Raw genomic sequence first — 26,357 nt, 5'->3', positions numbered from 1 at the left:
AAGGACTCGGACGGTCGTGTTGTCGGGGTCGATGGTGCTCCTCAGGCTGTCAGCGGCGGTGACCGTCGTGGTTCGGGGTAGGTGGTGTTGCCCGTGGAGCAGCCGGTGGCGCGCTCCCACCGCCGGGTGAGATGGGCAGCGGGCTGCGGGTGCGAGCTGCCCGGGCTCGCTGGATGTCCAGCGGGGTTGGACTGGAGGGCAGTTCGGCCATCTCGGCAGCACCGATGACCGCGGCACCGATCGTCAGGTCGCTCAGTTCACCGACGTCACGGGTGGCTGAACCGAGCATCGCACCGGCGATGGCGTGCAGGATCCGGTCCGGGGTGGAGGTGCTGGCTGCCGCGCACCAGCCCTCGTACTCGTCGCCGATGGTGACGGTCCAGAACCCGTCCTGGCCGGCTTCCTCCCAGTCGCCCGCCCCGCCGCCGGGGTCGACGACGATCCGGTCCTGCGGAGCGTGCACCGAGACCACCGTCTCCTGCTGCGCCCAGGCGTCCCAGGTGGTGATCCACTCCGGGGGCTGGAAGAGGCTGCGCCACTCGCTGTCGGCGGCCGACCCGTGCAACCGGGCGCCGGCGCGCAGCTTGGAGGCTAGGTCGGTGGTGATGGCCTCGACGATCTCGATGGGCGTGTGGTCGGTGAGGCATACGGTCCACTGCGGCGGCTCGAACGGAGTGTCGTGCACGGCGACCTTCCACATTGCGTCGGTCCCGTTCTGGGGCTCGAAGCCGAGCCGGATCCGACCGTCGTGGGAAACGATGAACTGGTTGCCGCGGCCGTCGTCGAGGCGTACGGCGCCGGCGTCGACGAGCGGGCGGATCGCCTGCTCGCTGTCCAGGACGGGGCCGGCGTACAGCGCCGGGGTGATGCTCAGCTGCAACCGCGGCTGGTCGTTGGCCTTCTTGACCCAGTAGGGGTTGGTGGTCAACGGCGGCTCCGGTCGGTCGGCCAGGGCAGCGCGGCCTCGGGTGGTTCCGTGTTGTTCTGCTGGGTGGTGATCGGTGCTCCAGGTAGGTACGTGACGGGGTGCTTTCTGCGGCCGTCGGCAGCCTCTACCGGCCGCGCGCTGCGGCTGCCCGCAGGGCCGCGGGGGTGGTCGACGGGCCAGTGGGCGCCGCCGGAGGCTGGGCAGCGCCGCGCTGAACACCGCGTACGCGCGATTCCGTTCGGCTCTCGGCGGGAGCTGGTGCCGCTGGGGAGTCGGTGAACACCTCGATGTACCGGGCGACGGCGTGCCTGAGCGGTTCGGGGTTCAGCTCGCCGTCGCGGTCGATGTCGGCCAGAGCGCGCACGGTGTGCACGAATCCCAGCCGGGGCACCGTCGCATGCTCGTCGAAGTCGAAGAGGTTGGAGCCCAGTTGCACTCCGCTGCTGCGCAGCACCACCTGGACGCGAATCCCGCGGTACGTGTCGCTGCGGATGCCGCCTGGCTCCAGCGCAGCGGTGATGAGGACGTCCGCGCGGGGCGCGAGCTGTTGACGACCGGTCGTGATGCCGTCCGGCAACGGCGCCAGGGTCGTCAGTATGGCGGCGTGATCGACGATGTCGTCTCCTTGGTGGCGGTGCGGCGTTGGGTCTGGCCGAGCGGTTGCCGTCCATCCGGCCGTGCGGGGAGGCTCGTACGGCTGGCGGGTCCGGAGCGGGTCACCGGACGGGCCGGGAGACAGCTGGCTCGTGGGTCACCGCCGCGGCCGGTGCGACGACGGCGCCGCCAGCCGCCTGGGCGGCCGGGGAGGCCGTACGCGCAGCTTGGGCGCGCGAACTGGCCCGGTGCTCGCCTCGGGCACCGGTGAAGTGAGGCAGGACTTCCGGTGCGAGGTCCGCGCGGTGCCGCCGGACCGGCGCGGGTGTGATCATGGGCCGGGTTGCCGCGGCGATCACGTGGAGCGGGGTGCCCCTGGTGAAGTGGGCTTCCCAGTACGCGGGGGTGCCCTTCGGACCGGCCCAGAGCATGACGGTCTCGTCGCAGGGCTCGAACTCCTTGGCCAGGCCCGTCGGTACGCGCTGGACCTCGAGTCCGGCGAGGCCGTCCGGAGCGGTGAGAGGGATCACGTTGGCCGTGAACTCGCGTTTCCATCCCGCCTGTTCGACCAGCCGGGTGGCGTCCTTGACGAGGTAGCTGCGGCGGTTGAACACCTGCTCCGGGTATTCCTCAAGGTCTCCGGCGATGGTTTCCAGGAAGGCGCCGACGATCTCGACCGGGGTACGGCCGTCGAACCGCGCCATCCAGTCCGGGGCACCCATCGGCTCGCTGCTGGCGACGAGTTGCCACGGGTCCAGGTAGTCGCCGATGAAGGCGACGCGCAGGCGGTGGCAGGGGCTGGAGATGAAACAGGCTGGCGTTCTCGGGGTCGGTGTGGTGAGGCCAGTTCTGCTTCTTGATGAGCAGGTTGAGGGCATCGCCGGGTTCGCCTCCGGCGCCGGCCAGGTAGCGGGGGGGGGCAACGTCGATCTGGGTGTCGTCGCGCATGGGCCTCGTGCAGTGGGTAGGGCGGGGTGGGAGCCGAGTGCAGTGGCCCGGTGGTCCGCGGGGTCTGGTTCAGCGTCGGGGAGCGGTGTCCCGGTGAGGCCCCAGCGGTGCCGGCGCTGACGTCCGCTCAGGGGCAGTGCGGTCCGCAGTGGCGCCCGCCCGTGTACGGGTCGCTGCCGCCTGCGCGCGCGAGCCGACGCTGGGCACGAAGATGGCGTGGGTGGGGATGGGGCGGAAGGTGAACGATTCCTCGTAGCCGTAGCCGGGATCGCGGCCGACCCAGGCTGCGTCGATGGTGCGGGTCCATTCCTGGACTTCCTTCAGGGTGGCGAAGGCGTGCTCGGTCAGGGAGTACCAGGCGGGGCCGGGCGCGATGTCGGTGGCGTCGGATCCGCGGGCCCAGAACGTTTCGATGGCAAGGGTGATGGCCTCGTCGACGTGCTGGTGGAAGACACGATAAGGCAGGTCCGGATCGGAGTCGTGATGGTCCAGTGCGAGCACCCATGAGGGAGAGGGTTCCCAGCCGTAGGTGAAGTGGGCGAGGACCTCGTAGCGTCCTGGTGTGCGCAGTCGTTCCTCGACCTGTCGGGTGGCCGGGCTGGCGGGGCGGGCGTACAGGCCCCCGGTGTAGGTGACGGCGTCCGGGTCTGCGCCACGTTCGATGAGCCAGCGCTCCGCGAGCGCGATCATCGGCAGGCTCTCGTAGTCGGTGGTGTAGGTAGCGGTGATCGGATCGCGCTGGACGTGGGCGGCGACGAACTGCGGGGCAGGCAGGTCCGGGCCGATGCAGACCCCGTCCTGGAACAGGTAGTAACTCTGCCTCGGGGAGCCACTCGCCGGGGTGTGTTGCAGCCGCAGGGCCGGGTTGTCGAGCAGGAAGTCGAGCGTGTACACGGCGTGCGCCGCCTCCGGAGTGGCCGGGTCGAGGCCGTCCAGGGCGAACGGGTCGAAGTCGTCCAAGGGGTAGGTGTCGATGGCGTTCTCGCTTCGGGGGACGACTCAGTGCGGCCGTCCGGGGCAGTGGGCTGGCGAAGGCGTCCTTGGCGGCAAGCGGTTGTGCCGCCGCGAGCGGCCGGGCGCCTGCTCCGGGGGCCGCACGGCGGCCTTTCCCGGAGCCTCGGCGGTTCTGGCTGCAGTGCGACCTTCGGGTTCGGTCTCGGCAGAAGGAGTACTCAGGGTTGCTCCTCCTGCGCGTGGGCCGGACCGGCCGCGGGGCGGCGGTCCGGCCCGGGCCATCAGGCTTCGTCCGGATCCGAGGCCGCTGCCTCGGGGTCGAGCGCGCCCGAAGCGAACTGCTGCTCGGCTTCGGCGAGGCGGCGCTCGGCGATCTCGGCGTAGTGCGAAGTCACCTCTACGCCGATGAAGCGCCGGCCCTCCAGCAGAGCCGCCACGCCCGTCGAACCGGAGCCCGCGCAGAAGTCCAGGACGGTGCCGTCCGGGCGACAGATCTTGACGAGCTCCCGCATCACCGAGACCGGCTTCTGGGTGATATGGACTCGGCCACTGCGGGGCTGCGAGGCGGTGTACAGGCCGGGCAGGTAGACGGGGTGGGCGTCGCCGTCGATCGGGCCCTTGCTGCCCCACAGGACGAATTCACAATTCTGCGTGAACCTACCCTTTTGCGGTCGCGCAGCGGGCTTGTACCAGGCGAGCGCGCCGCGCCAGATCCAGCCGCCGGCCTGCAGGGCATCGCTAGTGGCAGCCAGTTGGCGCCAATCCGTGAAAACGAGCGCGACGCCACCGTTCTTAGTGGCCCGATAGGACTCGGCGAGGAGCTGGCTCAGCCAGTACGTGTAACTCCTCTGGTCCTTGTTCTCGCCGGGGAAATCGGCGAGGGTGTGGGCGGCGTCAGCGGAGGTGTACTTCGCGCGGGCCGTCCGCCCGGTCCTTTCCTGCGTGGTACGCCCACCCGAATTGTAGGGCGGGTCGGTGATGACGCAGTCGACGGAGTTCGAGGGGATCGCGGCGAGCCGGGTGAGGGCGTCGCCTCGGTGGATTTCGTAGGGCAAGGGGCGGGCTGTCCTCCTGGTCGGGGAAGGGGAACGCAGCCGGAGCATCGCATCCGACCTGGGCTTTTCGGCCGCAGTCGAGCGGGTGGAGCGGACCCTTGGACTGCGGGATCCGGCGGCGAGGAGGAACCTAGCTCACGCGCGGCTCGCGACCTAAAAAGGCCAACTCTGGCCGCCGGCGAAGATCGTTTTAGGTTGCGAGCCGCGTCCTGCCTATCGTTTCCCGTGCCCCAGGGAAAGACCGTCGGTCCGCCGATCTTCGTTTTAGGTTGCGAGCCGCACCTCGCCTACTGTGGGGCGCCCAATCGGGACGCTCACCTCGCTCGACCCAGCGGCCATCGTTCTTTTTAGGTCGCGAGCCGAAGAGGGGCTAACGTCCTGCGGGCCGGTCGCCGGGATATCCCCGTGCGGAGCGTTCGCCGCTTTTTAGGTCGCGAGCCTTCGATTCGGTACCTTCGGCGATCTCAAGCGAATTCCATCTATCCGTTCCAGGGGACAGCCATGCCCTTTTCGAGATTACGAGCGCGGCTTGCTGCCGCTCTCGTCGGCCCGCCCGTCCGCCGGAGGGCGGGCCCCTCACCCCGCGCCCGGTCGCATGATCCGACAGGAGACCTCATCATCCGCTCCCTCACCGTACGGACGCCGATTCCCAGCTCCCGGCCTCCGGACGCCTCCGCCGCCGCTCCGGCGGGAGGTGGCGCTCTGGAGACGCGATGAGCCTGAAGAAGGTGGTCGGCCTCGGCGCGGCCGGGCTCCTGCTCACGCCGTTCGCCGTAGCGTTCCCCGCGTTGGCCGTGGCCGCCAACGACGAAGCCACCAAGGCCAACAGCAACAACACGTGCACGTCCGGGCCCGGCCCACAGCCTGTGGACACGGCCGCCGTGGCCGCTCAGGTCAAGCAGATTCTGAACGGGCTTGCAGGACCATTCGCTTCGGTTACCGGCCTGGACTCCCCGAGTGTCCAGATCCCCAACGCCAGGACGATCGTGGCCACCGGCATCGCGATGCAAGTCCCCGCTCGCGGCCAGACCATCGCGCTGGCAACTGCGCTGCAGGAGTCCGGACTTAGCAACCTGAGCTCCGGGGACCGCGATTCGCTCGGCCTCTTCCAGCAGCGCCCGTCGCAGGGCTGGGGCACGCCCGCGCAGATCCAGGACCCCGTGTACGCCTCCACCAGTTTCTACAAGGCCCTTTTGGGCGTGGCCGGTTGGCAGCAGCTGCCTCTGACCATGGCCGCGCAGGCGGTCCAGAAGTCTGGCTATCCGGACGCGTACGCGAAATGGGAGAACCTGGCGACCGCTCTTCAGCAGGCCATCTCCCAGTCCCTGAATGGGGGTTCGAGTTCGGGCGGTTCCCCGTCTCCGACCGCGACCCCCGCACCGTCGCCAGCTTCGGGTGGGTGCGGAACCGGTGCGGGTACGGGGACGGACTGGGGGACGATCCCGCCCGGCGTCCTGCCCGCCGGCTACCAGATCCCCACCGACGCCCCGCCCGCCGTGCAGAGCGCGATCAAGTTCGCGCTCGGCCAGCTCGGGACGCCGTACCAGTGGGGCGGCAGCTGCACTGCGGCGCACGGCCCGGACCCCATGGCCAGGTGTGACTGCAGCTCGTTGATGCAGCAGTCTTACAAGGCCGGCGGCGTGACGCTGACGCGCACGACCTACACGCAGGTCAGCGAGGGCACCGCCGTGTCGGTGGACGCCTTGCGCCCCGGCGACCTGCTGTTCATCGAGCCCGGGCCGCAGGGCCCGGAGCACGTGGGCATGTTCATCGGCCAGGGCCTCGTGGTGCACGCGCCGAAGACGGGCGACGTGGTCAAGATCTCCACGCTCGACTCCTGGAAGGCGGGCATCGTCGCCGCCCGCCGCGTCGCCACCTGACGGCAACTTCCGTCGATCTCAGCGCACTTCGCGCATTCTACCCCTCCCTCGCGCGGCCGGACCGCGCCCCCTCCCCCACCCCTCTAGCCGTGGAGTGTGATTGCTCACCTACCTCGCCGATTCCGCCACCAAGGTCCAGCTGGCCTTTGACCCCGGCATCACTCCCAGCCAGGGCGGCCTTCCCGGACTGGACGTCCTCAAGTCCACGGTCGGCTCGATCAACCTCTTCGCGATCATCGCGGTGGTCGGCGCGCTGTGCGTGTCCGGCATCGTCTGGGCCTGGGGCCACCACACGGGTTCGCACGGCAGCGAGCAGAAGGGCAAGCAAGGCGCCCTGGTAGCCGCGGGCTGCGCCCTCCTGCTCGGCGCCGCCAACGGCATCGTCAGCTTCTTCAGCGCAGTCGGGACGAACGTCCACTGATGCTCAAGTCCTCGTCCTCGCCGTTCACCGGGCAGTCCGCGCTGCTGCGCCGACTGCTGATCGGCCTGGGCGTGCTCGTGGTCGTCGCTCTGCTGGCCGGGCTCATCGCCCGGCTGGCGGGCGGCGACCACCGCACCCCGAGCGCCGCCAACTCCCCTTCTGCTCCTGCTGTTTCGGCGCCTTCTTCTCCGCCATCACCGCGCACCAGCAACACCCCGTCCGCCGGGCCGACGATCGGCACGGCCCCCGTCGTCGCCGCTCCGCCGCACACCAGCGACCCGATCGCGTTCGCGAAGGCGTTCGCCGCGGCCCTGTGGAGCTACGACACCCGCACCGCTACCCAGCCCCAGCAGCTCGCCGGCCTGCGCGGGTGGCTGACCGATGAGAGCCAGTACGCCGACCCGGACACTCTCGCCGCGCAGGTCCCGGACCCGACCCTGTGGGACCGGATGCGCGACAACGGCCAGTTCGCCGTCGGCGAGGTGGCCGAGGCGCACCTTCCCACCGCGTGGCAGCAGGCCATCGGCAAGGATCCGACGCAGCTGACCATCGCCTATATCTACGCGGTCACCGTCACCGGCAAGCAGACCGTCAGCTGGCGCGACGGCGGCGCCGGCGCCGAGGACCGCTCCCTCACCCTGGCCGTGCAGTGCCGGCCGAGCCATGACTGCGCGCTGGCCTCCATCGCCCCCACCGTCTACCCCTGACCTCACCCATCGGTCCCAACCAGAGGAGCTGATCGCCCATCGGCTTTTGTGATCTCCCCGGCTCCGGCCTGCTCTGCGATGTCATCGTCGGCGGCGTCAGCGACTCGGTCACCGACTCCATCGGCAAGTGGATCGCCAAGTCCGCCGGCGACTTGGCGAAGAGCGCCGTCGACCTCGCCTCGCGCGCCGTCGACAAGACCACCAGCATCGACCTGTCGGCCGAGTGGTTCCGCACCAACTACGCCACGATCTTGCCGATTGCTTTGACCATGCTGGTGATGACCTTCATCTTCCAGTTGATCAGGGCGGCCTATCGCCGCGACGGCCAGGCACTCGGCCAGGCCGTCACCGGCACCGTCTCAGCGACGCTGTTCGCGATGACTGCGATCACCTTCACCGGCGTCGCCGTCGCCATCGTGGACACTCTCTCCCGCGGGCTGTTCCAGATCGCCAACACGAACATGGACGACGCCGTCAGGCGGATCGTCCGGGTGTCGATGATCAGTACCACGTCACCGCTCGGCTGGGCGATCCCCGCGCTGGTCGCACTCGGCTGCGCCGCCGGAGCGATCCTCTACTGGGGCGCGATGGTCCTGCGCAAGGTGACCATCCTCGTGCTCGTCGTGCTCGCGCCGTTCGCGGCGGCCGGCGGCTCCTGGGAACCCACACGCGACTGGCGGCGCAAGTGGATCGAGGCCACCGCGACGGTGGTCTTCAGCAAGCTCATCATGACGGTGATCATGCTGGTCGGTGTCTCCGCCCTCGGCGAGAGCAACACCAAGGACGGCGTGCAGGCACTGTCGGACATCATCGCCGGCCTCGTCGTCATGATGCTGGTGCTGCTCAGCCCGATGGCGATCTACAAGTTCGTGCACTGGGCCGGCGACGGCGGACAGTCCCACGACCTGCACCGCTCGACCGCAGCCGGCCTTCAGGCCGGCGCCGCCGCCGCGAAGAAGGGCGGCCGGATGGCCGCCACCGCAGCAACCGGCAGCGCAGGCGGCGCGGCGATGGGCGGCGGCGCAGCGATGGGCGGAGGCGCCCCGCAGGGCCCGGCCCAGGTTCCGGGCCAGGACAGCCCGGCCGGCGGTAACACCTCCGACTCCGGCTCCGGCTCCGGCTCGGCCCCGTCGACGCCGAGCACGTTCCGGTTCCCCGGCACCTCCTCCGGAGGGGGCGGCGACGCGATCGACCAGGCCCTGATTACCCGGCGCGGCAGCCGCAACAGCAACGGCGGCGACCAGGGACAGCCCCTGATCTCCCGGACCCCGACCTCCGACCAGCAGCCCGGAGCACCCGGCGAGGGATCAACCACCAAGGCGAGCAGTGCAGTTACTGCCGCCACCGCCGCGGGCGGGTCCGGTGCGCCGCAGGTCGTCCTCGGCGCCGCGCGTTCCACCGGCTCTCCCTCCTCGGCCGGGGCAGCAGAAACGTTTCCCTCTGCCGCAGCGGGGCCTGCCTCCGCACCGGGCGCCGCCGTCGGCTCCTCCGCCCCGCCCACCTCCTGACCGCCGCCGGCCGGGGCTACCCCTCGCCCGAGCCCCGGCTGGCCTCCCGCCCTCACCGAAAGAGTCGCCCCTGTCGGCCTCCGACCTCCCCCTGCCGACCGTCCGGTTCCCCAGCCGGTCCCGCCGCGGCGTGCTGCTCGGGCTCAGTGTCGCCCAGCTCACCGTCGTCGGCACGGCCGGCGCCCTGCTCCTGGCGACGATGGTCGCCACCGGGCTGGCCGGCGCCGCCCTGGCCACCCCTGTCTGGGCTCTGGCCGCCGCCCTCGTCCTCGTCCGTGTCCACAGCCGCTCCATCGCCGATTGGTCCCCTATCGTCCTCCGTTACTACCTGCGTCGTGCCAAGGGCCAGCTCGTCTGGCTCGCCCGTCCCGCCACCCGGCCCCGCCGCGACGGTCTCCTCCACCTGCCCGGCGCCGCGGCGAGCCTTCGCGCCGTCACCGCCCCGGGCGGCACGCTCGGCGCGGTCCACGACCCGCAGAAGAACACCCTCACCGCCGCCATCCGTGTCTCCAGCCGAGCGTTCGCTCTGCTCGACCCTCCGACCCAGGCTGCCAACGTCTCCGCGTGGGGCCGGTGCCTGGCCTCGCTCGCCCGCACCGGCTACATCACCACCGTGCAGGTCATCGAGCGCACCGTCCCCGACAGCGGTGATGCCCTGCAGCGCTACTGGGTCGAGCACGGCCGGCCCGACGCGAAGGTCGCCGGCCCCGTCTACGAGGAACTGCTCGCCGCCTCCGGCCCGACCGCAGCGCCTCACGAGTGCTACATCGCGGTGAGCCTCGACCTCAAGGCGGCCCGCCGCCTGATCGGGGAGGCCGGCGGCGGCCTGGTCGGCGCCTTCGCGGTGCTCGCCCAGCTGGTCCCAGGCTTCGAGCAGTCGCTGCGCAACGCCGGTCTGAACCCTGGCGGTTGGCTGACCACCGGGGAGTTCGCCGCCGTGATCCGCAGCGCGTACGACCCGAAGGCCCTCGCCCACCTCGAGCAGTGGTCCGAGACCGGCCAGCCCACTGCCGACCCGGCCGCCGCCGGTCCGGTCGTGGTCGTCGAGGAGCCCGCCCGGCTGACCACCGACACGGCCTGCCACGCGATCTACTGGATCGAGCAGTGGCCCCGCTCGGAGGTCGCCCACGGCTTCCTCCACCCGCTCATTTTCGCAGGTGGCGCGCGCCGCACGCTCTCCCTGACCTACGGCCCCCAGGCCCTGGAAGCAGCGCTCAAGGCCGTGCAGCGCACCAAGGCCAGCATCATCGCGGACGCCGCCGAGCGCGTGCGCAAGGGCCAGGTCGACTCCGAGGCCGACTCGATGGAGTACGCGGACGCCAAGCAGCACGAACGCGAACTGATCGCCGGCCACGCCGATGTCGACCTGACCGGCCTGGTGGTCGTCTCCGCCGACACCCCCGAAGCGCTGCGCCGGGCCTGCGCCTCGATCGAAACCGCCGCCGCCGGCACCGGCCTGGACCCGCGGCTCCTGCGCTGGCAGCAGGCCGAGGGCTTCACCCAGGCCGCCCTGCCGCTCGCGCGCACCTGACGGAAGGCCCCGCCGTGCACCACCCGCCGACCGGCGAGCACCGCCTGCTGCGGTTCGCCACCGCCGGCCTCGACGTCCACCACCACACCGCCCTGCCCGAGCAGGAGCCCGTCTCCCGCGCCGAGTTGGACGCCCTGCACGCCCACTGCATCGCGCTGTTCGCGCTGCTCGACACCCACACCGGCACCACCCGGCCCAGCGCACCGGCCGAGGCAGACCACCTCCACGCCGCTCGCATCCGCGTCTGGCAGACCTGCGAAGCACTCCACGGCGCCTACCACCGCGCCCCGCGCGCCGACGGACGCCGCCCCACCCGAGAGGCGTGCGCGCTGCGGCTGCCGGAAGGGGCACCGGACATGGCGATCTGCCAGCGCCACACCGCCACCGCCGGGCGCGTGCGCCGCATCGCCACCCCCTCCGAGCTGCGCGGCGCCCCCACCGCCTCCTCCCGCACCTGATCAGGAGAAACGTTCCTGCGCTCCGCCAGTGCCACCCCCCTGTTCACCCCGACCCGCTCAGACCGCGCCGCCCGCCGCCAGGCCAAACGCGACCTCTCCGCCGCCCGCCGCACCGCCCGCAAGGCCGGCCAGCCCCAGCGCCCGAGGAACCGCCGCGAGGAGAACGCCGAACTCCTCCCCACCTACCCCGCATCCGGCCGCCCCGGCCCGGCCTCCCTGCGCGGCGGCAAGCTCAAGCTGCCCGCGCACCGCATGACCACCGCGACCGCCAGCGCCGCGTACCCGTTCCTCGCCGAGGGCGGTCTCGGCTCCTCCGGCGTCCTTATCGGCCGCGACGTCCACGCCGAAGCCTCGTTCGTCTTCGATCCTTTCTCCCTGTACGGAAAAGTCGAAAATTTCACCAACCCGAACACGCTGATCGCCGGCGTCATCGGCCAGGGGAAGTCGGCTCTGGCCAAGTCAATTGCCTTGCGCAGCACGGCATTTGGCTACCGCGTCTATGTGCCGTGCGATCCGAAGGGTGAGTGGACGTCCGTCTCGGAGGCGATCGGCGGCACCACCATCGCGCTGGGTCCGGGACTTCCGGGCAAGCTGAACCCCCTGGATACCCCGCCCCCGCCAGCGGGAGTGGATCCGGCCGACTGGGCGGGCGAGGTCCGCAAGCGAAGGCTCCTGCTGCTCGGCTCGCTGGCGCGCACCGTGCTCAAGCGCGATCTCGCGCCGATGGAGTACACCGCACTCGACGTCGCCCTGGACGCGGTCGTCACCCGCACCGAACTGACCGGCCAGGTTCCGCTGCTGGGCGACGTCGCCGCCGTACTCGGGCAGCCGGCCGTCCTGGACGCGGCGCTCGGCGACCCCACCCGCCGGGTCGGCGCCGCCGCCCAGGACCTCGCCCACGCGCTACGCCGGTTGATCAACGGTGACCTCGCCGGGATGTTCGACGCTCCGTCGACCGCGGTCTTCGATCCACGCAGCCCGATGCTGACAATCGACCTGTCCAGCCTCGGGTCGACCGGCGACGACACGGCACTGGTGCTGGCGATGACATGTGCGTCGGCATGGATGGAGGCCGCGCTCAGCGATCCCGCTGGCGGTCGCAGGTGGGTGATCTACGACGAGGCGTGGCGCGTCATGCGGCACGAGGCCCTCCTCCAGCGCATGCAGGCGCAGTGGAAGTTGAGCCGAGGGTTGGGCATCGCCAACATGCTGATCATCCACCGTCTGTCCGACCTGCTCAGCGCCGGCGACGCAGGCTCGCGCACCCGCGCCCTGGCCGAGGGCCTGCTGACCGACTGTGCGACGCGCGTGATCTACCGCCAGGAAGCTGACCAGCTGGCCGCCACCGCCAGCCTTCTCGGCCTCAGCGGCGTGGAGACCGCCGCCATCGCCCAGCTGGGCAAGGGGCGAGGGCTGTGGCGGGTGGCCGGGCGGAGCTTCGTTGTTCAGCACCTGCTCCACCGGGCCGAGTTGAGCCTCTTCGACACCGACGCGCGGATGCACGAGAGCCGGACGGCGGCCTGATCGCCACCAGGGTGACCGCGGACACCGCGCTCGGGTGACGGCTCAGGCCCGAACGGGGGCGGCCACGAGGCCATCGTCGCACGAGTCAGGCTCTCCGGGGCCGGAACTCCGGCAACAGGCCGAAGTCCGCTGCCGCCGACCGGTGACGGACGGCCGCCCCATCCGCCTCTTCTCACCCCTCCCCCACCGCAGTTGACCGTTCAGGAGCCGTCATCACGCACGTCACCATCGCCCACCTGCCCGACCGGGACACCGTCGTCGCCGACCCGCCCGACCGGCACAGCGCGTACTGGCTCGAGCAGGCCGGCCTCGTGCGCGACGACGCCCTGCTGCTGCACCGCGTCCGCCAGGACACCGACCGGAGCACCGCGCGGCGGCAGATCCTGGAGGTCGAGAGGCTGGTCACGGTCGCCGGCTACGGCTTCACCCGGGTGTACAGCGCGGACGAGCAGCGCCGACGGGTCGAGGAAGTGCCACCGCACTTTCGGTCGGCAGTCACCGCGGCGCCGCGGACTCTGGGTCGCACCGTCTGGGTGCACCTGGTCAGCGACGACATCGACAACGGCCACCTGGTGCTCCACGCCCAACATCGGGGCGTGGAGGGTGAGCTTGAGCTTCTCGTCGAGTACCCGGGCGCTGGGGAGGCGGCGGTGTTCTACACCGAGACGGGCAGCAGGCACTACGGAGCCGATCGTCACCCCAGCCTGGTATCCGCCCGCGAGGCGTGGTCCTCCTTGGGGTACGCGGTCGACCCGCCCGAGCCCGGCGTCCGGCGTGCCGCGGCCCGCCGTACGTCCCCGGTGTTGCTCGGCCGCCCTGGCCCGCTCCCGCCCGCCCCGCCGCGCGTTGTCGCCTCCTCCCCTTCCCCGGCCTCGGGCATCGGCCCACCTCCGTTCTGACCTCGCCAGAACTGCCAACTCAACTGCTCTGCCTACTTCTTGGAGACCCATGTCGACCATGACCCTCACCCGCCAGGACGCCCGCCTGGAGGCTGCCCTCGGCCAGAGCATCACCTCTCTGGTCGCCAACGAGGCGCGGGCCGACGCGTCGACCTGCCGCGTGATCGAGACGCACCGCGCGCTGGTCGCGGCCGAGACCGCGGTGTCCTTCCAGCGGGTCCGGCTGATCAACATCGCCGCCGCCAAGCGCATCGTCGACGACGGCGTCCTCGACGCGCTGGACGCGCAGCTGGAGCGGCTGGAGGTGGCGGCCGAGGAGCGCGACGTGCTGGAGGCCGACCTCGTGCGGCTGCTCCAGGAACGCGAGGAAGAGGCGAAGCGGCAGGTGGACCAGGCCGCCTCGGCACCCTCTGCCGCTCCGGTTCCCGTCGTGGTCGTGCAGGGCGCGGCCCGCCGCCGCTGACCGGGATTCCTTCGATGTCCGTACCGATGGAAATCGACGCCGCCGGCTCGGTGAGTTTCGGCTGGACCTTCGACCACGGTGAGTTCGCCGCAGCGAGCGGACGGGTGCCGCAGAAGGCGCGCGAAGTCCTCCAAGAGGCTGGGTTCTGGTACTGGGCCGACGAGTTGGGCGGCTGGCACCAGCGCCTGAGCGTCGATCGGGAAGAGCAGATCCGCAACGCCACCGGCGCTATCGACCAGTTGGTCAAGGCGAGGGTTCCGGTTGCGAACTGGCACCGTCCCTCCCAGCGCAATGCCGACCTGGTCGATCACTACCGGTGGCTCCAGGACGGCAGTCTGTTCCCGGACGCCGACGCCGCGGCGGCCAAGGCCCACGCTCTCGTGTCCGATGCGCTGGCCGCCGACTGCCTCGGCCCGCTCTACCAGGGCGTCGCCGAGGAGGTGGTCTCCGGCGCCCTGGTCGTGGAGGCGATGTGCACCTTCGAGGACGTGCACTGGTGGCTGGCCGCCGCCCCGGAGGACGACGAGCACTCGTACGTGTGGCTGCGCTACGAACCCGGCCGCGGCCAGCTCTACACCACCGACTACATCGCCTCCTTCGCCGCGGCGGAGGCCCGCCGTGAGTTCCGGGCGACGATGCTGCGGGACACCACCTGGCCTGCGTCCGCCCGGGCCGAGGCCGCCCGGCCCTCGCGGCGCCTGCGGATGACCGCCGCACCCTCCACACCGCCTCTGCCACCCGGGCCCGCACCGGGCCGAGCAGCCAACCGCTGACCTCCTGGAGAACTGCGTGCCCCACCAGAACCCGACCGCAGCAACGCCCGGGGTCGTCTTCCGGCGCCTGGCTGCCGCCGGGATCACCGCGGCCACCGCCAGCCGCGATCCGGCTGTGCTGGCGGCGCTGGCCGAGGCCGGATTCCGGCTCGGCTTGGACGACGCCCCGGAGCGCTACTCGCTGACAGACCCCGACCCTGTACGGCAGGCCCAGACCGCCACCCAGCTGGCCAACGCGCTAAAGGAGATGGGCGTGCCGGTCAGCATCAGGCCGTCGATCCCCGGCGTCGAGACCGCCAGCCTTGCCCTCTCGCCCCCGGCGACGCGCGTCGCCGCCGCCCGCACCGCTACCGCGCACGGCGCCTCCACCACCTCCGATCAGGCCCGCCCCGCGGCGCCGGTCCCACCTTCGCCGGCACCGGCCGCCCGCCGCTGACCGCGTCCACCCCTGCCCCGAGGAGCAGCGCATCACCCCCGAGCACGTCTCCATCAACCGTGACCCGCAGTACGGCGTCGTCGCCGACGTCGGCCCCGATGCCTCGCCGACCGCCCACACGCTGCTCGCCCGCGCCGGATTCCGCCAGCTCGACGACGGGCGCCACGCCCTCGACCCGGCGACCGAGCAGAACGTCTTCCTGCACGCACGGCAGACCGTCGCCGCGCTGCGTCGCGGCGGAGTCAAGGTCAGCGCGGACCCGGCGTTCGACTACAACGAGACGACCCGGCCCGTCCCCGACAGCCCGGCCGCCCGCGCCGCCGGCCCCGGTGCCGTCGTCCAGGCCAGCGCCCCGCGCACGCACGATGTGCATATCGGCCGCCACCCGCGCCTCGGCATCGTCGCCACCAACCCGCACAGCAACCAGCAGGTCGCGTTCGCCCTCGCCGAGGCCGGCTTCACGCGCACCCGCGAACACCCCAGCCTCTACGTCCTGGACGAGCCCGAGTTCGAAGGCACCAAGCGGACCGCCACCGCCATCTCCACGCTGCGCGGCCAGGGCCTGCGGGTCGCCTCCGACCTCGCGTTCGAACCACTGGGCGGGCCGTACGAGAGCACCGACCCGTTCGCCACCCGGTTGATCGAGGCGATGGACCGCACCCCGCCCTCGCCCACCCCCGCACCGGACCACCTCGCGAACGCCGAGGACCCGTTCGCCACCCGCCTGTTCAAGGCCCCCGACCTCGGCCCCATCCCACCGGTCCCGCAGACGGACCCATTCGGCTCCGTCGTCCACCCGCCGGCCGGGCCGAGCCGCGACGAGCAGGGCGCCGACGCCCTGCTGCACAACCGCGCGCTGCTGACCGCCGAGATCGCCTCCCGCCTGCGCGTCATCGAGGAGCAGGTGCGCGCCAACCCCGGCGGCGTCGACCTGGCCCGCGTCGAGGCGGTGATCGGCGAGGCCACCACCATTCTCGCCGGGGCCGGCAAGGACCTCGCCGCCGTCGCCGCCGCTCCCACCGCGCCGGCCGCCCGCACGAGTGGACCGGGCAGCGCCCGCGCCCGCGCCGCCCTCGCCACCAGCGGCCGGGTTCGCTCCACCGCTGCTCTGCACGCCACCGGTGCAGCCTCCACTGCCGCGTCCGCCCAGGTCGTCGATCCGCGGATCGCGTGGGTCGCCGGGCACACCAACTCCCGCTGATTGAAGGAACGTTACCCTGTCCGTCAAGAAGAACTGGTCCGTCGAGCACGACTGCGGGCACGAAGTCGCCCACGACCTGTCCGCTCGTCCCGCCGACAAGCGCGCCGGCTACGCCCGCTGGCTGGCCACCCGCTCCTGCCGCGACTGCTGGCTGGCGGAGCGCAAGGAGGACACCGCCGAGCGTGAGGCGTGGATCGCCGCCCGCCGCGCCGAGGAGGCGCAGGCCGCCGCCGAGTGGGCAGGCCGTTTCGAGATGCCCCCGCTGGAAGGCCCCGAGCGTGCCATCGCCTGGGGTGAGCGCTGCCGGCACCAGCTGGTGACCGCCGCCTACGAGGCCCTAGTGGTCGAGGGCGTGCTCGCCGAGGAGGCCTGGCTGGCCATCGAGCAGCAGCTGCGCACGCTGGACAAGGCGTCCTGGTGGATCGATCAGCGCGAGAGCGCGCCGGCCGACCTGCCCGAACTGGCCGCCGCCGCCACCAGCGCCGACCGCGTGAACGAGAACCCGAACTGAACGCGAGGCCGTGAGGGCCTCGACCTCCGAGGCCACCGCAGTCGACCTCGTCGGCACCGGCACAAGGCCCGACCCGACCCGACCGGGCCAGCACATCAGGCCCCGGCGCATTCCGAACTCCCTGAACTGGAGCACTATTTGACCAACTCCGACGTCACCCTCGCCGCCGGCCACCTGCAGAATCTGACGGAGCAGCTCCAGTCGACCTACTCCGAGAAGCAAGCCCAGCGCATTCTGCGCGAGCTGAACTCCGTGGACGACACCAGCGTCTTCGGAGCGCTCAAGAGCCTGCTGGGAGCCATCGCTGTCACCCCCTGCCACTGCAGCCCGGCATACAAGCTGGGCCAGAAGGCGCTCGACCAGCTGTGGGAACTGTCCCTCACGGTCGAGGAGACCATGCTCGCCTTCGACGAACCGGGCGGCCCGTGACAGCCAGCCGCCGCCCCGGCACCGCACCGCCCGCTGCCCCACCGGCTGCTCCCACTCGCGGACGCTGACCTGCACCCGACGATCTCGCGGTACGCCTCCACCGCCGACCTGCTCGCCGCCATCGCCGCAGCCGCTGCCCTCCACCGCGCCCGCCCCCGCCTGATCGACGCCTGGCGCCCGGTCGAGGACCTGCCCGCCCCGGAGCTGGAGGCGTTCGGGGCGGAGCTGGCCGCGCACCTGCCGACTGCCGATCACCCGGCCTCGGCCCTGCGCACCCGGTTGGTGTGGCAGTGCACTCTGCGCACCGATCCCGACACCGCCGCCCCGGCCGAGCACCACTTCCGCCTGACGGCGCGGCGCATCCTGGCCGCCACCGGGATCGCCCCCGAGGACGACCCGGCCGCCTGCCGGTGGGCGCTACTGCGGGTCGGCGAGCACGAGGTCCGGCTCGTCGCCCCGCTGGCCCGGCCCGACGGCACGGTGGCGGACACCGGCCGCGACCGATCCCTGGCCCTGGCGGTGTGCCACCTCGCCGAGACCCGCAGCGCCGGCCTCCACGGACGCTCCCGCGCGGCGCTGGCCGGCAGCACCGGCCAGCGCCCCGGCCTCCTCCCCGCCCACCCGCCCGCCACCACCGCCACGGCCCGCACCGGCCGGCGCCCGTAGAAAGAGGCCCCCGCCCGTTGCCCGAGACCCGCACCACCAGGACCATCGACGTCGCCAACGACGCCATCGCCCGCGCCGGCCGGGCCCTCGCCGAGATCACCGACCTCGCCCCCTTCCTGACGGCTCACGAGGCGGCCGAGGTCCTCCAGGGACTGACGCTGATGCCCGGAACCGCCCACCAACTCGCGGGCACGATCACCGAGATCGGCCGTCAGGTCGCCCAGGAGTACGGTGACCGCCCACCGCTGTGGGAGCCGCTGCTCACCCAGGCCACCGCCATCACCACCGCCGCCTTCCGCACCGCCGCCACCTCCGACGCCATCGCCGAGGCCGCGGACGAGACCACCCGCAGCCGGGCCGCCACCGCCCAGTCCCCGGCGCTGCGGGCGGCCGGCACCGGTGCCTCGGTGCACCTCGCCCCGGCTTCGGCACCTCCGCCGCACCCCCGCATCGTCGAACCTCCCCACCGCTGACCCCGGAGATCCATGCCCAGCACCCCGGACGAGTTCCTCGTCCACCCGCGCTACCTGGCGGGCGCCGGGGAAATCGGCCGCGTACTCCAGCCCGTCGTCCACGTACACGGCTGGCCGTACGAGAACAACCCCTACGGGAACCGCATAGCGGCCACCAGCCCGTGCGGCAGGATCGAAGTCCTCTGCCAAATGGCCGTCTTCCACCTGTGGAAGATCAGCGTCCGCGACAGGCCCGGCGACGAGCGGCCGAGGTGGCAGGCCACCTTCACCAAGGAGACCCCTGCCGAGATCGTCGGGGCGCTCGTCCAGGCCCTGGCCGCCGACCGGTACCTGGCGCCCGAGGAGATCGTCGCTGAGTGGCCCGGTCACCCGAGCACCGCGTGGCGCCCCCTCCTCAAGGCCGGCTGGACTCCGTCCGACCTGACCGAGCTTCGCATCGCGGACCCGGCCACCGGCACCGTCTCCGTGGCGTGGCCCGGCACCGAAGGCGCCGTCGCCACCGTCGTCGACGGCATCCGCCTCACCTCACCGGACGGCAAGGCATCGCTCGTCCACACCCTCAAGCCGGACCACCTCTTCGGCGAAGGCGTCGGCCCCTGGCAGATCGACTGCACCTTCGGCCCAGCCTGGCAGGACCAGTGGACGGCGACCCTGTCCGCTGCCACCCCCGTGCGCTACCTGAACATGCTCACCTCCTCCATCGCCGACCCCGCGCCCGTCGTCCGCGCGCACGCCCAGATCAGCACCGCCACCCGTACCGCGGCCACCATCCGCACCCTGCCGCCGTCGAGGAGCTCCAACCAGTTCCGTGCTTTCGAGGCCGAGATGGCCACGCTCGACCCCCGCCACCCGAACCAAGGCCACCCACGCCGCTGACCAGGAAGGAAGCCCCCTGCCCGAACCGCCCCACCAGATCCTCTTCGCCCGCTTCCCCCTGCGCGAGGGCTCCTCCACCACCGGCAGCGCCTGGGCCGAAGCCCCCGACATGGCCAGCCGGGTGCTCCTCGCCCGTGCGGGGTTCTACAACGAGGGCCTCGGTCCAATCTTCACCGCGGAGGACGCCGGCTTCGGCGACGTCAACCAGCGCATCCGCCTCGCCGTTCAGCTCCTCACCGACGCCGGATACACCACCCGGGTCGTCCCTCCGCTCCCACGTCGGCATACAGAAATCGCCTTTCGTGGACGGGACTTGTCCTATATGCAGTCCCGGCTGGTGGCGGCCACCGCTCAGGTGCACAGGGCAGAGACCGTCGAGGACCTCTCCTCCGCCGTCGTCGCGGTGATGGACCCCGAGACCGGACTGCTCGAGCGGCTCACCGCGTTTCTGGACACCGCCTCTCAGCGCCTCGACACCATCGCCGAGGCGGACCTCCTGCCCGCCCGACCGCCCATGGCCACCGCGCTGCACGACGCCAGCGCCCAGCTCACCACCGCGGGCTACCTCATCGCCCAGGCGGAGCTGGCCCAGCCCGACGAGCCCGACGAGCCCACCGACCAGCCGGCCGCACCCCGCGCCATCGCCGCGCGCACCCGCACTTCGCCGCCCGGCAGCCCGACCACCTCCACCACGAGCACCGCGCCGACGCCGGCCGCCGCCTCCGCCCGCGGAGCGGCACGGTGACCCGCCCCGGCTCGGACGCGACCGAGCCGGTCCAACTCGTCTGCCGGCTCGACACCGAACCCGGCACCGCTCCAACGACCCGCCCGACCAAGGCACCCGCTGCCCGTCGCTGAGCACGCCGTACCCGCCGGCTGACCACCCGCCGGCCACCGGGCTGATCACCCACGTCTCGGGCTTCCGTCCCGCAGTGATCGCCGCCCGCTCCCCGCCCGCTCCGGGCCCCTGCCGCTGCGCGCCTCCTGCCCGGCAGGCCACCACCCCCTGCAAGGACCGCACTTCTGCCCGCCTCCCCCAAATCACCCTCTGCTAGCCCTGGTTCGGACGCTCTTCTGTACGCGCTCATCGGCGCGGGCATCGCGGTTGCCGTCTTCGGCTCCCTCGCCTGGGTCGGCGGCAACGCCGCCACCACCGCGACCACCGCCGCCCCGTGGGCCCCGTACCGGCCGGTCGACGCCGCTCTGCACCCCGACCGGCTCTTCCCCCAGCTCAGCTCGCTCCTCCTGCTGATCAGCACCCGAATCGCCCCGGCGCTGATCTCCCTCGCCCTCACCGCGACCGGCCTGCTGCTGTGGTCCAAGCACCGCAGCCAGCCCACCGGCCTCGCCGGCCGCAGCGACCTCGCCCCGCTGCTGCCGGCGGAGATCACCGCCAAGGCGCGCGACCTGCGCCCCAGCCTCTCCAAGGCCAAGCCACGCGAGATCAGCCCGGACGACACCGGCATCCTGCTCGGCGACCTCGCTCCCAACGGCCCTGAAGTCCGGTCGAATTGGGAGGACGTCGCGGTCGCGATCATGGCGCCGCGCTCCGGCAAGACCACCAGCATCGCCGTCCCCGCAATCCTGCGCGCCCCCGGCCCCGTCTTGCTCACCTCGAACAAGGCGGCCCGGGACGCCTACACGGCGTGCCTGGAAGCGCGCTCCGAGGTCGGGCGGGTCTGGACCATGGACCCGCAGCAGATCGCCCACACCCCGCAGGGGATGTGGTGGGACATCCTCGCCGACGCGAAGGACCTCCCGGGCGCACGGCGGTTGGCAGGTCATTTCGTCGCCGCTGCTGTCGACGAATCCTCCCAGGGCGATTTCTGGAGCACCGCCGCACAGAACACGCTCTGCGCCTTGTTCCTGGCGGCAGGCTGCGACCGCCGGCCGATCACGGATGTCCTCAAGTGGCTTGCGGTGCCGAGCGACCGCACCCCGGTCGACATTCTCCGCGACCACCGAATGATCGCCATCGCCGACCAGCTCCAGGGAACGGTGTCCGGTGCGGTAGAAACTCGTGACGGAATTTACGAGACCGCCCGTCAGTATGCGGCCTGCCTCCTGGACCCGCAGATCTCGAAGTGGGTCACACCGAATTCCGACCTGCCGGAGTTTAAGCCGGAGGAATTCGTCACCCGCAAGGACTCGCTTTTCCTTCTCTCGAAGGATGGCGGAGGCTCTGCGAGCGCGCTGATCGCCGCCGCGGCCGACTCCGTAATGCGCACGGCCGTCATCGAGGCCGAACGCGCCGGAGGCCGTTTGGACCCGCCCCTCCTGGCGATTCTGGACGAGGCCGCAAATGTTTGCAAAATCGGAGACCTGCCCGACCTCTATTCCCATCTGGGGTCGCGTGGCGTCATTCCGATCACCATTCTCCAGAGTTACCGCCAGGGCCAGAAAGTCTGGGGCGAGGCGGGCATGGACGCGATGTGGAGCGCGGCGACCATCAAGCTGGTGGGCTCGGGAATTGACGACGCCGATTTCGCTGACAAGCTGTCGCGCCTGGTCGGCGATCATGACGTGGAGACGGTTTCGCATTCCACGTCGGAATCGGGTCGGTCCACCTCAGTCAGCATGCGCCAGGAGCGAATTCTCCCGCCCGACCAGATCCGTGCCCTGAAAAAGGGGACCGCTCTCCTCTTTGCAACCGGCCTGCGTCCCGCACTGGTGAACCTGCGCCCCTGGTACAAGGAGCCCGGCGCCGCCGAAGTGGGGGCGGCCTCCTCCCGCCAGACCGCCCTGATCACCGAGCGCGCAATGGCCAAGGCCGGTGGCACCGCATGAACTACACCACCGAAGCGGCCACTCGAATCCTTTCTCTAGGCGCCGGCGTGCAATCCACGACATTGCTTTTGCTGTCAGCGCTGGGCGAACTCCCGAAGCTCGATTACGCCATTTTCTCGGACACTGGATGGGAGCCTTCCAAGGTCTATCTTCACCTGGATGAGGTCGAGCGCAGGATTGCCCGGTCAGCGAACATACCGGTCCTTCGGGTATCCTCCGGAAATATCCGCGAGGACGCGCTAGACCCGGCGCACCGATTTGCGTCGATGCCGCTGTATATCCTCAACCAGGATGGCAGTCCGGGAATGACGCGGCGCCAATGTACGGGCGAATATAAGATCAAGCCGATAAAGCGTCAGGTTCGCCAGATACTCGGGTACCCGCATCCGGCGAGGGTTCCCCGCGGCTTGTACGCCGAGCAGTGGATCGGCATCAGCACGGACGAGTTTCATCGGGCGAAGGATTCCGATGTCAAGTACACGCGCCACACCTTTCCTCTGCTGGATCTCGGAATGTCACGGGATGATTGCCTCAAGCTGCTTGCCGAGCACGGATGGGGGTCGACTCCCAAGAGCAGCTGTCTCGGTTGCCCATTCCATGGAAATGCCCAGTGGCGGGAGATCCGTGACAACTCGCCAGAGGAGTGGGCGGACGTCGTGGAGTTCGATGCCGCGATCCGGGCTGGAAATGCCAGGGCGAATGCCGATGGAAGGCCGTTGCTGGGGCAAGCGTATCTGCATCGCTCCCGGCTTCCGCTCGACCTGGCGCCGATCGACAAGCTCACTCGGGCAGAGGCCCGTGCCCAGCAGCTGCGGCTGGAACTGGACGAGGAGGAGCTGGAGAACGGCTCGGATGCCGGCTGCTCGCCCTTCTCCTGCCGAGGCGATGCCGCCTGACGTCCCACCCGCCCAGCTGGCCTGCCGCCGATCGGCTGCACCGATAGCACGCCGCTCGGCTGCGGCCAGCGCCAGGAGCAGTACGGCCGGTCGACTCCACGAGGTTTCTCCTGCTACTACGCGCCGCCGCGCGCTGCGGGCCGAGCCCTGTGATCCCATCATCCCGCCTTCTGCGCAACGGAGTTGACATGACTGAGAACGCCATCGACTTTCTGCCGGTCACCCGGGCCGACGGGGGCTGGCACCTGTCGGTGGGCGCCGGCCGGGTCCGGATTCGCGACGAGGCGCTCGTCGAGGACCTGGACCAGCTGCGCGCCCTGCTGGCCCCGGACCGACCGCGCGAGGAGGCGGTGCCCGAGTGACGCCGGTCAACCGGGACATGAGCCCGCAGCTGGAGGCCGAGCAGGCAGTACTCGGAGCGTGCCTGCTCGACCCGGCCCAGCTCACCCTGTTGAAGGAGTGGCTGGAGCCCCGGCACTTCTACCGCCCCGCGCACGAGAGCTTCTTCGCGATCCTGCTCGCCCAGCACGCCGCCGTCCACCCGGCCCTCGCCCTCGCCCCGGACGCCGATGCCGAGGCTGAGGCGAAGGCGGATTGGGCCATCACGGCGATCACCACGGCCACCCGGGAGGTCCCCGGGTTCAGCGCGAGCTACGGCCACACGCTGGTCGCTGCCTGCCCGAGGCCTGCGCACGCCGCCTCTTACGGGCGGATGGTCTTGGAGACGGCGGTGCGGCGGGCGCTGGAGGAACACGCTCACCGCCTGCTGCATGCCGCGGAGACCGAGGCGGTCGAGGCCGCCGTCGAGCTGACCGGCGCGCTGCACACCGTGATCGCGCGGCTGGCCGATGCCTGGGGGGCGATCGACCAGCGCTCTCCCCGGCCGCTGCCCACCCCGCCCACGCGGCCTGCCGCCGCCAAGGCGGCCGAGGCCGCCCGGCACGACGAGCAGATGCTGCTGTCCAGCCTGATCAGCTCCACGGAGCAGATCCCGCGGACCGCCTCCTGGCTCAAGGCCGAGGACTTCGTCGACACCGGCCACCGCGCGATCTTCAGCGCCATGGCCGCGCTCGCGCACCGGCGCGAACCGGTAGACGAGTTGACGGTGCTGTGGGAGGTGCAGCGGCGCGGCGCCCTGGCCGCCGGGGTGATCACGGTGGCCGAGGTCCGCGACCTGTGCGCGGAGGGCTTTCCGGGCGATCCCGGCTACTGGGCGGAGCGCGTCCTTCGGGCCGCGCTGCTGCGGGCGGCGGCCACCTCGGCCGGCATCGTGCGGGTGATGGCGCTGGACGCCTCCATCGCCGCCGGGCCGCTGCTCGGTTCGGCCGTGCGGGCCCTCGCCCCCGCCGACCGCGTGCAGGAACGGCTCCGCTCCGCGACGGCGCCCCCCACCGAGCGCACCGGACCGGTGGTCCTCGGCGCCGCCCGGCGCAAGGGAGCAGCTCTGAGCCGAAGCCCCACTCCGCCGCCCTCCCCAGCCGCCCGGCCTGCCGACCGCACGGGCGAGACCACCGTACGATCCCGACGCTGACCACCGGAGAACCACACTGCCCCCCACCACCCCCCGTGCCCAGTCCGTGGACCGACTCCACTCGGCGGCCGATACCATCAACCACCTCGAGGCCGAACTCCCGCGCGCCTACCGCGAGGAGGGGCTCCCGGGACTGGAAGAACTGGCCGAGCACACCAGCACCCTGCGCGACTGCCAGGACGACCTGCTGCACGTCGCCACCGCACTGCACCACCCGCACGCCCCGACCGCCGACCGGATCACGGTGCGCTCCCTGGCGACGGCCGGCGCGCAGCTGGGCGAGGCGCTCGGCGCGATCGGCCGGGCCACCGCGATGGCCGGCCGGCTCTACGAGGTCGACGGCCTCGGCGGCCCGCGCGCCGACGAGGTCCGCGACCGCGCTACCCAGCAGCTGAACGTGGCGCTGTCCCGGACTCGGCTGGCGCTGAACAGCGCGGCCGAGAACCTGCGCCGCGACGCCCGGGTGCTCAGCGGCCCCGCCGCCGCTCTCACGCACGGTCCAGCTCCGCGGGCCCTGGCCGCCACCGCCCGAACCACCGCCGGCCGGAGTGCCCGCACGGTCACCTCGCCCCCAGTTCCGGTCGGGCAGCAGCTCGCCACCCTCCCGGGACGGCGCCGATGAGGCCGCTCGCCACCGCCGGCCCAGCCACCTTCGGCGGCGCCCTGTCCAACTCGGCCGCCGACTACCGAGGCGACCTGGAGACGGTCGCGGGAATGCTGCGCGCCCTGGGACACAACGCCACCGTCACCCCGTCCGGTCCGGCTCCCGGCGTCCCCGACCGCAGCGCCCTGCTGGACCAGGCCCGCCAAGCGCAGGCGTTCATCCGGCACTGCGGCGACAACGCCGAGCACTACGGGCGCCAGCCGGCCGACAACCCGTCCGCGGCCCCACTGGCCGGGGCGTACGAGGTCGCGATGAGCCACGCGGCCACCGTCCACCGGCACCTGGGCGCGGCCCTCGACCTCTCGATCAAGTACGCGCAGTCTCCGCCGGCGCGGCCGGGCAGCCCCGCCGAGGCGCTGCGCCTTCGCCGTGCCGAGCACGCCGCCGCCGCGCTGGACAGCGCCGACCGGTGCGCGGCGCAGGGAGCCGAGGCGGTGCTCGCCTTCGCCGGGCGGCTCCCGCCCGGCCAGAGCCGGCCGAGCCCTGCTGCGGCGGCGCCGGTGATCGGTTCACCCGTCGTCTCCTCTCCGCCCAGGAGGCGCGGTTGACCGGCAACCCCCTGCCTCCCACAGTGGCCGGGCTCGGCCAGGCCGACCTGGATGCCCTGCTCTCGCTCTCCGAGCAGCTGAGCGCTTTCGAGCAGGCGATCCCCGTACCGGCGCCGCACGAGCCGCTGCCCGAAGTGCGGGACCTGGCTTGGCCGATGGTGCGCCTGCACGAGCTGGTCGCGGCCCCGCTCGACGAGGTGTTCTTCCGGTCGACGAGCGCGCGCCCCGACGCCGGCCTCGGCGTCTTCACCGCCACCACCTCAGCCCTCGCCCTCGCACAGGCCGGCCTGGCCCGGGCGGCGTCCCTGCTCGCCGACCCGGCACCGGGCCCCGAGGCGCAGACCAGCGTCCGGCACGCGCTCGCCACGGTCCGGCGCACGGTGCGCGAGACGGCGCAGGCGCTGGCCGACGCCGCCACAGTCGCCGCCGTCCCCTCCCAGGTCACCAGCCTCGCTGCCCGCAGGCCCACGGCGGCGCCGCCCGCAGGCCGGCCGCCCGCCGCCGGGGAGAGCGAGCGCCGTGTGGACGCCGCTCTTCGCCGCTCGCCCGCCCTCGTCCTGGTCTCCCCGCCCGCCGAGGCCCCTTCGCCCACGGCACCGAGTTCCCCGCCCGCAACGGTCGTTCCGCTGCGCCGCACCTGACCACCACGCCGGCCCGTCCGGCCCGACGATCGGAGGCCACCGCGCCCACCGTCAC

The 26,357-nt window shown here is 71.9% G+C and carries 29 protein-coding genes; 24 read left to right on the top strand and 5 right to left on the bottom strand.

Translation table 11 applies throughout. The features are described from left to right. Nucleotides 1-49: 49 nt before the first annotated feature. The 5 genes from ACIOGZ_RS03420 to ACIOGZ_RS03400 all read right to left on the bottom strand — a co-directional run bounded on the left by ACIOGZ_RS03420 (nucleotide 50) and on the right by ACIOGZ_RS03400 (nucleotide 4,479). Entirely contained in the window at nucleotides 50-928 is an 879-nt protein-coding gene (locus ACIOGZ_RS03420; protein ID WP_400473559.1) for a DUF317 domain-containing protein, read from the bottom strand. 124 nt (nucleotides 929-1,052) lie between these two features. Beyond that, the gene (locus ACIOGZ_RS03415; protein ID WP_400473558.1) at nucleotides 1,053-1,505 is read right to left on the bottom strand and encodes a hypothetical protein; all 453 of its coding nucleotides are present in this window, start codon (nucleotides 1,503-1,505) and stop codon (nucleotides 1,053-1,055) included. Between the two features lie 139 nt (nucleotides 1,506-1,644). Further along, nucleotides 1,645-2,400, bottom strand: a complete 756-nt coding sequence (locus tag ACIOGZ_RS03410; RefSeq protein WP_400984646.1) for a DUF317 domain-containing protein — start codon at nucleotides 2,398-2,400, stop codon at nucleotides 1,645-1,647. A 139-nt stretch (nucleotides 2,401-2,539) separates the two neighbouring features. Continuing rightward, nucleotides 2,540-3,430 carry a hypothetical protein gene (locus tag ACIOGZ_RS03405; protein WP_400473556.1) on the bottom strand — a complete coding sequence of 297 codons (891 nt, stop codon included), beginning with the start codon at nucleotides 3,428-3,430 and terminating at the stop codon, nucleotides 2,540-2,542. Between the two features lie 275 nt (nucleotides 3,431-3,705). After that, nucleotides 3,706-4,479 (bottom strand): DNA-methyltransferase, encoded by a 774-nt coding sequence (locus ACIOGZ_RS03400; RefSeq protein ID WP_400473555.1) that lies wholly within the window; start codon nucleotides 4,477-4,479, stop codon nucleotides 3,706-3,708. A gap of 713 nt (nucleotides 4,480-5,192) precedes the next feature. On the opposite strand from ACIOGZ_RS03400, the gene ACIOGZ_RS03395 reads away from it, so the two are divergent. The 24 genes from ACIOGZ_RS03395 (at nucleotide 5,193) to ACIOGZ_RS03280 (ending at nucleotide 26,302) form a co-directional block, all read left to right on the top strand. After that, entirely contained in the window at nucleotides 5,193-6,359 is a 1,167-nt protein-coding gene (locus ACIOGZ_RS03395) for a C40 family peptidase (RefSeq protein ID WP_400473554.1), read from the top strand. 100 nt (nucleotides 6,360-6,459) lie between these two features. Then, entirely contained in the window at nucleotides 6,460-6,780 is a 321-nt protein-coding gene (locus ACIOGZ_RS03390) for a DUF6112 family protein (RefSeq protein WP_188302076.1), read from the top strand. Beyond that, a complete protein-coding gene (locus ACIOGZ_RS03385; protein ID WP_400984641.1) occupies nucleotides 6,780-7,487 on the top strand; it encodes a hypothetical protein in 708 nt (235 codons plus the stop codon). The genes ACIOGZ_RS03390 and ACIOGZ_RS03385 overlap by 1 nt, the downstream gene beginning before the upstream one ends. 152 nt (nucleotides 7,488-7,639) lie before the next feature. Then, nucleotides 7,640-8,995 (top strand): conjugal transfer protein TrbL family protein, encoded by a 1,356-nt coding sequence (locus ACIOGZ_RS03380; RefSeq protein WP_400473552.1) that lies wholly within the window; start codon nucleotides 7,640-7,642, stop codon nucleotides 8,993-8,995. Nucleotides 8,996-9,065: 70 nt separating this feature from the next. After that, nucleotides 9,066-10,526, top strand: coding sequence for an SCO6880 family protein (locus ACIOGZ_RS03375; protein ID WP_400984867.1), 1,461 nt, complete (start codon nucleotides 9,066-9,068; stop codon nucleotides 10,524-10,526). Nucleotides 10,527-10,540: 14 nt separating this feature from the next. Further along, the gene (locus ACIOGZ_RS03370) at nucleotides 10,541-10,984 is read left to right on the top strand and encodes a DUF6238 family protein (RefSeq protein ID WP_400473551.1); all 444 of its coding nucleotides are present in this window, start codon (nucleotides 10,541-10,543) and stop codon (nucleotides 10,982-10,984) included. A gap of 39 nt (nucleotides 10,985-11,023) precedes the next feature. Next, entirely contained in the window at nucleotides 11,024-12,508 is a 1,485-nt protein-coding gene (locus tag ACIOGZ_RS03365; RefSeq protein ID WP_400984864.1) for a VirB4 family type IV secretion system protein, read from the top strand. 311 nt (nucleotides 12,509-12,819) lie between these two features. Beyond that, entirely contained in the window at nucleotides 12,820-13,407 is a 588-nt protein-coding gene (locus tag ACIOGZ_RS03360) for a hypothetical protein (RefSeq protein WP_400473550.1), read from the top strand. A gap of 49 nt (nucleotides 13,408-13,456) precedes the next feature. After that, entirely contained in the window at nucleotides 13,457-13,870 is a 414-nt protein-coding gene (locus ACIOGZ_RS03355; RefSeq protein ID WP_400473549.1) for a hypothetical protein, read from the top strand. Between the two features lie 26 nt (nucleotides 13,871-13,896). Next, nucleotides 13,897-14,643 carry a hypothetical protein gene (locus ACIOGZ_RS03350; RefSeq protein WP_400984636.1) on the top strand — a complete coding sequence of 249 codons (747 nt, stop codon included), beginning with the start codon at nucleotides 13,897-13,899 and terminating at the stop codon, nucleotides 14,641-14,643. 302 nt (nucleotides 14,644-14,945) lie between these two features. Continuing rightward, nucleotides 14,946-16,280 (top strand): hypothetical protein, encoded by a 1,335-nt coding sequence (locus ACIOGZ_RS03345; protein WP_400473547.1) that lies wholly within the window; start codon nucleotides 14,946-14,948, stop codon nucleotides 16,278-16,280. 253 nt (nucleotides 16,281-16,533) lie between these two features. Continuing rightward, the gene (locus ACIOGZ_RS03340; RefSeq protein ID WP_400473546.1) at nucleotides 16,534-16,791 is read left to right on the top strand and encodes a hypothetical protein; all 258 of its coding nucleotides are present in this window, start codon (nucleotides 16,534-16,536) and stop codon (nucleotides 16,789-16,791) included. Between the two features lie 138 nt (nucleotides 16,792-16,929). Beyond that, the gene (locus ACIOGZ_RS03335) at nucleotides 16,930-17,220 is read left to right on the top strand and encodes a hypothetical protein (RefSeq protein WP_400473545.1); all 291 of its coding nucleotides are present in this window, start codon (nucleotides 16,930-16,932) and stop codon (nucleotides 17,218-17,220) included. A gap of 282 nt (nucleotides 17,221-17,502) precedes the next feature. Next, the gene (locus ACIOGZ_RS03330) at nucleotides 17,503-17,886 is read left to right on the top strand and encodes a hypothetical protein (protein WP_400473544.1); all 384 of its coding nucleotides are present in this window, start codon (nucleotides 17,503-17,505) and stop codon (nucleotides 17,884-17,886) included. Between the two features lie 17 nt (nucleotides 17,887-17,903). Continuing rightward, nucleotides 17,904-18,359: a hypothetical protein gene (locus ACIOGZ_RS03325; RefSeq protein ID WP_400473543.1), complete on the top strand. Its 456-nt coding sequence runs from the start codon at nucleotides 17,904-17,906 to the stop codon at nucleotides 18,357-18,359. Nucleotides 18,360-18,371: 12 nt separating this feature from the next. Then, nucleotides 18,372-19,235: a DUF317 domain-containing protein gene (locus ACIOGZ_RS03320; protein WP_400473542.1), complete on the top strand. Its 864-nt coding sequence runs from the start codon at nucleotides 18,372-18,374 to the stop codon at nucleotides 19,233-19,235. Continuing rightward, a complete protein-coding gene (locus tag ACIOGZ_RS03315; protein WP_400473541.1) occupies nucleotides 19,168-19,980 on the top strand; it encodes a hypothetical protein in 813 nt (270 codons plus the stop codon). Before ACIOGZ_RS03320 ends, ACIOGZ_RS03315 begins: the two co-directional genes overlap by 68 nt. Nucleotides 19,981-20,258: 278 nt before the next feature. Further along, a complete protein-coding gene (locus ACIOGZ_RS03310; RefSeq protein WP_400473577.1) occupies nucleotides 20,259-22,022 on the top strand; it encodes a type IV secretory system conjugative DNA transfer family protein in 1,764 nt (587 codons plus the stop codon). A 62-nt stretch (nucleotides 22,023-22,084) separates the two neighbouring features. Beyond that, nucleotides 22,085-22,918: a hypothetical protein gene (locus tag ACIOGZ_RS03305; RefSeq protein ID WP_400473576.1), complete on the top strand. Its 834-nt coding sequence runs from the start codon at nucleotides 22,085-22,087 to the stop codon at nucleotides 22,916-22,918. Between the two features lie 188 nt (nucleotides 22,919-23,106). Then, on the top strand, nucleotides 23,107-23,280 hold the full coding sequence (locus ACIOGZ_RS03300) for a hypothetical protein (RefSeq protein WP_400473540.1): 174 nt from the start codon (nucleotides 23,107-23,109) through the stop codon (nucleotides 23,278-23,280). Then, nucleotides 23,277-24,449, top strand: a complete 1,173-nt coding sequence (locus ACIOGZ_RS03295; RefSeq protein ID WP_400473539.1) for a DnaB-like helicase N-terminal domain-containing protein — start codon at nucleotides 23,277-23,279, stop codon at nucleotides 24,447-24,449. Before ACIOGZ_RS03300 ends, ACIOGZ_RS03295 begins: the two co-directional genes overlap by 4 nt. A gap of 46 nt (nucleotides 24,450-24,495) precedes the next feature. Continuing rightward, complete coding sequence (locus tag ACIOGZ_RS03290) at nucleotides 24,496-25,071, top strand: hypothetical protein (protein ID WP_400473538.1); 576 nt, start codon at nucleotides 24,496-24,498, stop codon at nucleotides 25,069-25,071. Continuing rightward, nucleotides 25,068-25,661, top strand: coding sequence for a hypothetical protein (locus ACIOGZ_RS03285; RefSeq protein WP_400473537.1), 594 nt, complete (start codon nucleotides 25,068-25,070; stop codon nucleotides 25,659-25,661). Before ACIOGZ_RS03290 ends, ACIOGZ_RS03285 begins: the two co-directional genes overlap by 4 nt. After that, nucleotides 25,658-26,302: a hypothetical protein gene (locus tag ACIOGZ_RS03280; protein ID WP_400473536.1), complete on the top strand. Its 645-nt coding sequence runs from the start codon at nucleotides 25,658-25,660 to the stop codon at nucleotides 26,300-26,302. Before ACIOGZ_RS03285 ends, ACIOGZ_RS03280 begins: the two co-directional genes overlap by 4 nt. The last annotated feature ends 55 nt before the right edge of the window (nucleotides 26,303-26,357 follow it).

Source organism: Kitasatospora sp. NPDC088160 (genome assembly GCF_044741445.1).
Lineage (GTDB): Bacteria > Actinomycetota > Actinomycetes > Streptomycetales > Streptomycetaceae > Kitasatospora.
The sequence above is the reverse complement of the archived record's forward strand: the minus strand, read 5'-3'. Positions and strand labels throughout refer to the sequence as shown.